Raw genomic sequence first — 8,533 nt, 5'->3', positions numbered from 1 at the left:
CACCTCGAAGCGCTGCCTTTGAGCCCCAACGGCAAGCTCGACCGCAAGGCCCTGCCGGAGCCGGACGCCATTCAGGACCGCCCGTTCGAGGCCCCCGAAGGCGAAACCGAAACCCTGCTGGCCACCCTGTGGGCCGAACTGCTGGGCGTGGAGCGGGTAAGCCGCCACGACAACTTCTTCGAGTTGGGCGGCCATTCGCTGCTGGCGGTGACCCTCACTTCGCGCTTGCGCGAGCAAGGCCTGGAAGCCGACGTGCGCGCCCTGTTCGAGCAACCGACCCTCGCCGGCTATGCAGCCATCACAGACAGTATGGAGATCGTCCTGTGAGCATCAATCAATTACTGGCAACACTGACGGCCAACAACGTGCAGCTGGCACTCAAGGACGGCCAACTGGTGGTCCAGGGCAACCGCAAGGCCCTGACTGACGCCGCTTTGGTGGCACGTCTGCGCGAGCACAAACCCGCGCTGGTGGAGATGATCGAGCGCGGCGAGTATGTGGCCGTGAAGCAGGGGGCGGTGCAAGTGCCGGGCAACCTGATCGAGCCGGGCTGCATACGGATCACCCCGCAACTGCTCAACCTGATCGACCTCGACCAGGACAGTATCGACCGTATCGTCGCCTGCATCCCAGGTGGCGCTGCCAACGTGCAGGACATTTACCCGCTTGCACCGTTGCAGCAGGGCATGTTGTTCCATCACGCCAGTGCCACCGACCACGACCCCTACGTGATGCAGGCGCGTTTCGTGTTCGCCAGCGAGGCGCGGCTGCAGGCATTTGCCGATGCCCTGCGCGGCGTGGTCGCCCGTCACGACATCCTGCGCACCTCGGTGCACTGGCAAGGCTTGGAAACCCCGGTGCAAGTGGTTTGGCGCCAGGCCGAGCTGCAATTGTTGGAACTGCCCGAGGATGATCCGAAGCGTGCCTGGGTCGATCTGAGCCAGGCCCCCCTGATCCGCTTGCTGCGATCGCCAGTGCAGGCCGATGGCAAGCTGAGCGCGACTTTGCAGTTCCACCATATCGCCATGGACCACAGTGCCCTGGACGTGGTCCGCCATGAGCTGATCGCATTCCTGACCGGGGAGCAGCAGCGCCTGGGTACCCCTGTGCCGTTCCGTAATTACGTCGCGCAAGCGGTGCTGGGAATCAGCGAAGCGCAGCACGAAGGGTTTTTCCGCGAGATGCTCGGCGACATCGATGAGCCGACCCTGGCCTATGGCATCCAGGATGTTCAGGGCGATGGTGCCGTGCACAACGAACACGCACTCGACTTGCCACTGGACCTGTGCCAGCGCCTGCGGGCTTGCGCGCGCGGGCAGGGCGTCAGTGTCGCCAGCCTGTTTCACCTGGCCTGGGGGCGGGTGCTGGGCGGCCTGACCGGGCGCACCGAGGTGGTGTTCGGCACGGTGCTGATGGGCCGCCTGCAAGGCGCCGAAGCCACCGACCGGGCGCTGGGCATCTTCATCAACACCTTGCCGCTGCGGGTAGACTTGCACGGGGTCGACTTGCCGACCGCAATCCGCGCCACCCACCAGCGTCTGAGCGCCCTGATGCGCCACGAACATGCACCGCTGGCACTGGCCCAACGCTGCAGCGGCGTGGCGGCCCCGGCACCGTTGTTCAATGCGCTGCTCAATTACCGGCATAGCGTGATCGATGCTGACGCGCCGCGCCGTGCGGCGTTGGCCGGTATCGACATCGTCGAGTCGGCCGAGACCACCAATTACCCGCTGACGCTCAGCGTCGATGACCTGGGCGAAACATTCCGCCTGACTTTGTTGGCCAGCGCGCAAGTCCCGGCGCAACGCGTCTGCGCCTATCTGCAGCAAACCCTGGAAAGCCTGCTACAAGTGCCACAAGCACAGGTGCTGGCACTCGACATGCTGCCAGCCAGCGAGCGTGAGGAACTGCTCGAAGGCTTCAATGACTACTCGGCCTCCACTGAAACCCGCTTGACACTGCATCAGCGCATCGAGCGGCAGGCCGACGTACATCCACACGCTATCGCCGCTACCTCTGCGGGCGAATCCCTGACCTACGCCGAGCTGAACCACCGGGCCAATGCGCTGGCCCATCACTTGATCGACCTTGGCGTAGGCGTTGACGACCGCGTTGCAGTCGTCGCGCGGCGTGGCCTTGCGACGCTGGTCGGTTTACTGGCCGTGCTCAAGGCCGGTGCCGGCTATGTGCCGGTTGACCCGGCCCACCCGGATGAACGGCTGCACTACCTGCTGCGTGATAGCGCGCCAGTGGCGGTACTGACCCAGCAGGCCCTGAGTGCGCGCCTGGGGTCCATGCAGGTGCCTGTCCTGCTGCTCGACCAGCCTGAATGGCCTGTACGCAATGACAACCCGGCTTTGCCCGACCTCGCCCCCCGCCACCTGGCCTATGTGATCTACACCTCCGGCTCGACCGGCCAGCCCAAGGGCGTGATGGTCGAGCACCAGAGTGTCAACAACCTGGTCGACTGGCACTGCCGCGCTTTCGACCTGTGCCATGGCCGCCACACCTCATGCCTGGCCGGCTTTGGCTTCGATGCCATGGCCTGGGAAGTCTGGCCTGCCCTGTGCGCCGGCGCCACGCTGCACCTGGCCCCGGCCAGCGAGAGCAATGACGACCTCGACGCGATGCTGGCCTGGTGGCGCGCACAGCCACTGGATGTGAGTTTTTTGCCCACGCCGGTGGCCGAATATGCCTTCAGCCATCAAATCGAACACCCGACCCTGCGCACCCTGCTGATCGGTGGCGACCGCCTGCGCCAGTTCAACCGCACCCAGCGCTTTGCCGTCATCAACAACTATGGCCCGACCGAAACCACCGTGGTGGCCAGTTCCGGCAGGGTCGAGGCGGGTGGGGTGCTGCACATCGGCCAGCCGGTGGACAACGCGCGCCTGTATGTGCTCGATGAGCAGCTTCAGCCCTCGGCGCTGGGTGTGCCGGGCGAGCTGTACATTGGCGGCGCAGGGGTCGCCCGTGGCTACCTGAACCGTCCTGAACTGACGGCTGAACGCTTCCTCGACGATCCGTTCGCGACGAACAGAGACGCCCGCATGTACCGCACTGGCGATCTGGTGCGCTGGTTACCTGACGGAACCCTGGATTATCTGGGTCGCAACGACGACCAGGTGAAAATCCGTGGCGTGCGCATTGAACTGGGGGAGATCGAAAATCGCCTCGTCACACTGCCGGGTATCAATGAAGCCGTGGTGCTGGCCCGTGAGGACGAGCCTGGCCAGGCGCGTTTGGTGGCGTACTTCACGCCACAGCCCGATGTAGAAGCCGCAACGCCGGAAAGCCTGCGCGCACAGCTGCACGCACACCTTCCGGCGTATATGGTGCCGGTCGCCTTCGTAGAATTACCGGCCTTACCCCTGACCGCCAACGGCAAGCTCGACCGCCGAGCACTGCCCAAACCCGAACGGTCTGCGTTGTTCGACCCAGGTTACGAGGCCCCTGAGGGTGAGCTTGAAATCGCCCTGGCACAGATCTGGGGCGAGCTACTACACGTCGAACGGGTTGGCCGAAGCGATCACTTCTTCACGTTGGGTGGCCATTCCTTGCTGGCCATGCGTATGGTTTCCCAGGTGCGCCTGCGCCTGGGCGTGGAGCTGACGCTGGCCGCTCTGTTCGCCAATGCCGAGCTGGCTGCGGTGGCGGCGGTGCTGGCCAATGCGGGGCGCAGCGAACTGCCGGCGATCCTGCCGGTGCCACGCGAGCAGCCATTGCCGATGTCGTTCGCCCAGCAGCGGTTGTGGTTTCTGGCGCAGATGGAGGGCGGCAACCAAGCCTACAACGTCCCACTGGCCCTGGGCTTGCGCGGGCCGCTGGATGCCGATGCGCTGGAGTGTGCAATGCTACGCATTGTCGAGCGCCATGAAACCCTGCGCAGCCGCTTCGTGCCACGTGAGGACAGTGCTGAGGTGATCATCGCCGCCACCGTCGGAGGCGACTGGTTCCAGCGCGAGGATTCGAGCCCCGAACGGCTGCCCGCAAGTCTGCGTGAAGAAGCCCGCGCACCGTTTGACCTGGCCCACGGGCCACTGCTGCGCGTGCGATTGCTGCGTGTGGGCGCTGAGCATCATGTGCTGGCGCTCACGGTGCATCACATCGTTGCCGACGGTTGGTCACTTGGTGTACTGACCCAGGAACTGAGCACGTTGTACCCGGCCCTGCGCCAAGGCCTTGAAGATCCACTGCCGTCATTGGCGCTCCAGTACGGCGATTACGCTGTGTGGCAGCGCCGCTGGCTGGCCGGTGAGCAGTTACAGCGCCAGGCCGACTACTGGCGTCAAGCGCTGGACGGCGCGCCGAGCGTGCTCAAGCTACCCAGCGACCGGCCGCGCGCCGAACGCCAGGACTTCGCCGGGGCAAGCCTGCCCCTGCAACTGGAGCCGCGCCTGACCGCCGGCCTGCGAACTCTGGCCCAGCGCCACGGGGTCACGCTGTACATGACCGTGCTCGGTGCGTGGGCGGTGCTGCTGGGGCGGCTTAGCGGGCAAGCCGACGTGGTCATCGGCTGCCCGGTGGCCGGCCGCAGTCGCGCCGAACTCGAGGCGCTGGTCGGGTTGTTCGTCAATACCCTGGCCATCCGAATCGACACGCAATCTGCGCCGAATGCTCAGGCGTTGCTCGAACAGGTCAAGGCACAGGTGTTGGAGGCCCAGGCCCATCAGGACCTGCCATTTGAGCAGGTGGTCGAGATCGTCCGTCCGCTGCGCAGCCTGGCGCACACACCGTTGTTCCAGACGACCCTGAACTGGCAGGCCACCCACGGTCCGGCCCTGCAGCTTGAAGGGCTACATCTCGAAGCCGTGCCGCTTGCCGGCCAGGTGGCCAAGTTCGACCTCACGCTCAACCTGGGCGAGCAAGGCGATGCATTGGCCGGCAGCCTTGATTACGCCACGGCGCTGTTCGATGAAAGCACCGTGCGCCGCTACCTCGGTTATTTCGAAACCCTGTTGTGGGGGATGGTCGACAACGACCAGGCCAGCCTTGCGCAAGTTGACCTGATCGACGAACAAGAGCGCCACATGCTGCTACATGCGTACAACGCGACCCGCCGCGACTACCCCCGTGAGCAGCCCGTGCAGCGCCTGTTCGAGCAGCGCGTCGCACGCCACCCCCTGGCGCTGGCGGCGGTGCACGGCCAGCAGACGCTGAGCTATGGCGAACTCAACACGCGCGCCAACCACCTGGCCCATTACCTGATTGATGAGGGCGTGGTACCGGGTGCCTGCGTGGCGATCCTGTTGCCACGATCTCTCCCGTTACTGGTGGCGCAACTGGCGGTGCTCAAGTGCGCGGCGGTGTACGTACCCCTCGACATCCATGCGCCTGTCGAGCGCCAGGCGTTCATGGTCGATGATTGCCAGGCCGCGGCGGTGCTGACGCTGGCCGATACTGCCGCGGACTTCCCGGTGCGGCGCATCGACCTCGATCAGCAGTTGCTTGATGGCCGGCCCAGCCACAACCCCGGTCTGAGCCAAGATGCAGGCAGCAGCGCCTACGTGATGTACACCTCGGGTACCACCGGCATGCCCAAGGGGGTGTGCGTGTCACATCGAGGCATCTCACGCCTGGTGCTGGCCAACGGATACGCCGACTTCAACGCGCACGACCGTATGGCCTTCGCTTCCAACCCGGCATTCGATGCCAGTACCTTTGAGGTCTGGGGCGCGTTGCTCAACGGCGGCCAGGTGCGGGTCATCGACCATGCGACGTTGGTCGATCCCCAGCGCTTCGCCGCCGAGTTGGGGGAGCACGGCATCAGCGTGCTGTTCCTGACCACAGCGCTGTTCAACCAGTATGTGCAACTATTGCCCGAGGCGCTGGCGGGGCTGCGCCTACTCATCAGCGGCGGCGAGCGCGCTGAACCAGCAGCGTTCCGCGCCATGCTGGAACGGGCGCCAGCCCTGCGGCTGATCAATGGCTACGGGCCCACTGAAACCACCACCTTCGCCGTGACCTTCGAAGCACGCGAGCTGCCGGCCAACGCCAGCCACGTGCCGATCGGCCAGCCCATCGGCAATACCCGGGCCTATGTACTCGATGCCCACCGGCAATTGGTGCCTCGGGGCGCGGTGGGTGAACTGTACATCGGCGGTGATGGCGTGGCGCTGGGTTATCTCAATCGCCCCGAGCTGACTGCCGAACGCTTCGTCGACGACCCGTTCAGCACGCAGCCAGGTGCCAAGCTGTACCGCACCGGCGACCTGGTGCGCTGGCAGGCCGATGGCCAGCTGGAGTGCCTGGGGCGCAATGACGACCAGGTGAAAATTCGCGGTTTCCGCATCGAACTGGGTGAAATCCAGCAGCAGTTGGCGCAGTGTCCCGGAATCGGCGAGGTCATTGTCATGGCCGTGCCTGGCGAGCAGGGGACGTTGCGCCTGGTGGCCTGGTTCACTCGCCTGGACGAAGCGCTGCAAGCAGGCGATCTGCGCAGCTACTTGCGCGGTCGTTTGCCTGAGTACATGGTGCCGGCGGCGTTCGTTGCGCTGCAGCGCATGCCGCTGAGCAACAACGGCAAGGTCGAGCGCAAGGCACTGCCGTTGCCTGGCCCGGATGATTTCGCTGCAGCCGCCTATGAAGCACCCCAAGGTCATCAGGAGCAGGTGCTGGCTCAGCTGTGGTCCGAGTTGCTGCAAGTGGAGCGGGTCGGGCGCGATGACCGCTTCTTCGAGTTGGGCGGTCACTCGCTGCTGGCCATGCGCATGCTGGCCCAGGTCCGTCAGCGTCTGGGGCTGGAGTTGGCGTTGGCCGACCTGTTCGACGACGATCGTCTTGCTGCAGTCGCCGCCTGCCTGGCCAGCCATCCCGCCCAGGCACTGCCGGCCATCCAGCCGAGCGTGCGCGTGGGCCCCTTGCCATTGTCATTCGCCCAGCAACGGCTGTGGTTCCTGGCACGGATGGCGCCGGACAGCGCGGCTTATCACATTCCCATCGGCCTGCGGCTTGAGGGCGTACTGGATGCCGTTGCGCTGGAACGGGCGTTGCAGCGCCTGGTGGAGCGCCATGAGAGCCTGCACAGCCATTTCGTCGAGCAGGATGGCGAAGCGCAGGTGGTCGTGAGTAACGACGTGTTCAACCTGGCCAAGGTGGAGGTGCCTGGCCTGGAGCACCAGGCGCTGGAAGCGTTGGTCGAGCAAGAAGCCGGTCGACCCTTTGATCTGGCTCAAGACTTGCCGATCCGAGGCCATCTGCTGCGCCTGGCACCGCAGGCCCACGTACTGCTATTGAACCTGCATCATCTGGTGGCCGATGGCTGGTCCTTGGGCGTACTGGTGCGCGAGCTGGCTGCGTTGTACGAGGCGTTCAGCCAAGATCGCACTGACCCCTTGCCACCATTGCCCGTGCAGTATCTGGACTATGCACTGTGGCAGCGCCAATGGCTCTGCAACGAGACATTGCAGCGCCAGGCCGAATACTGGGTCGCCAACTTGGCCGGAGCGCCGGCGCTGATCAGCCTGCCGTGGGACCGGCCACGGCCTGAGCGTCAGCAGCATGCCGGCGGCAGTGTCGCGATCAACCTCGACCCACGCTTGAGTGTCGAACTCAAGGCGCTGTGCCGGGCGCATGGGGTAACGCCCTACATGCTGTTCATGGCCGCCTGGGCGGTGCTGTTGACGCGCCTGTCGGGCCAGGACGAGGTGGTGGTCGGCTCGCCGCTGAGCAACCGTCGTCAGGCCGAGGTGCACGGGTTGATCGGCATGTTCGTCAACTCCATCGCCTTGCGCCTGGATACTTCAGGCGCGCCGGATGTCGCGACGCTGCTGGCCCGGGTCAAGGCGACCGTCCTGGCGGCCCAGGCGCATCAGGACCTGCCTTTCGAGCAAGTGGTCGAAGCCCTGCGGCCGCAGCGCAGCTTGGCCCATACGCCGGTGTACCAAGTGTCGCTGGACTGGGAGGGCAGCCCGGATCGGCAGGCACTTAAGTTGGGTGAACTGGCGGTGAGTCCGCTGGGTGGGCAGGCGCGGATCGCCAAGTTCGATTTGAGTCTGAGCATGGGCGAGGGGTTGGACGGGTTTGTCGGTGGCATCGTATATGCCACTGCGTTGTTCGACCGGTCGACCATCGAGCGGTATTCGGGATATCTGGAGCAACTGCTGTGGGTATTTGCCGAGGGTGCCCAGGCCGTTCCTGGCCACACCGGGCTACCGGATGCGGATGAACGTAAGCGGCTGCTGCTGGCATTCAATGATACGGCAGTGGGTTATGACCTTGAGCAGACCTTGCATGGGCTGATCGAAGCACAGGTCGAGCACACGCCGGATGCCGTCGCGGTTCTGGCTGAAGAGGGCGCGTTGAGCTACCTGGCGCTCAATGAGCAAGCCAACCGCCTGGCGCATCACCTGATCGGATTGGGCGTCAAACCGGATGATCGGGTGGCGATTTGCGTCGAACGTGGGCTATCGATGGTGGTCGGGCTGCTGGCCATCCTCAAAGCGGGCGGGGCCTATGTGCCGGTCGACCCGGAGTATCCATCCGAGCGCGTGCGGCACATGCTGAGCGACAGCGCACCGGTTGCGGTGCTGGT

Annotated in this window: 2 protein-coding genes; both read left to right on the top strand. The window is 65.1% G+C overall.

The window, feature by feature from the left end; translation table 11 throughout:
• A partial coding sequence (locus ACZ6YA_RS25960; protein WP_465900613.1) for a phosphopantetheine-binding protein occupies nucleotides 1-327 on the top strand: 327 nt, incomplete at its 5' end.
• Nucleotides 324-8,533 (top strand): amino acid adenylation domain-containing protein (locus tag ACZ6YA_RS25955; RefSeq protein ID WP_465900610.1); only part of this gene is annotated, 8,210 nt, incomplete at its 3' end. The genes ACZ6YA_RS25960 and ACZ6YA_RS25955, both read left to right, overlap by 4 nt.

The organism is Pseudomonas sp. NPDC090752 (genome assembly GCF_055584805.1).
Note: the sequence above shows the minus strand (reverse complement) of the source record. Positions and strands in the feature narration are given on the sequence as shown.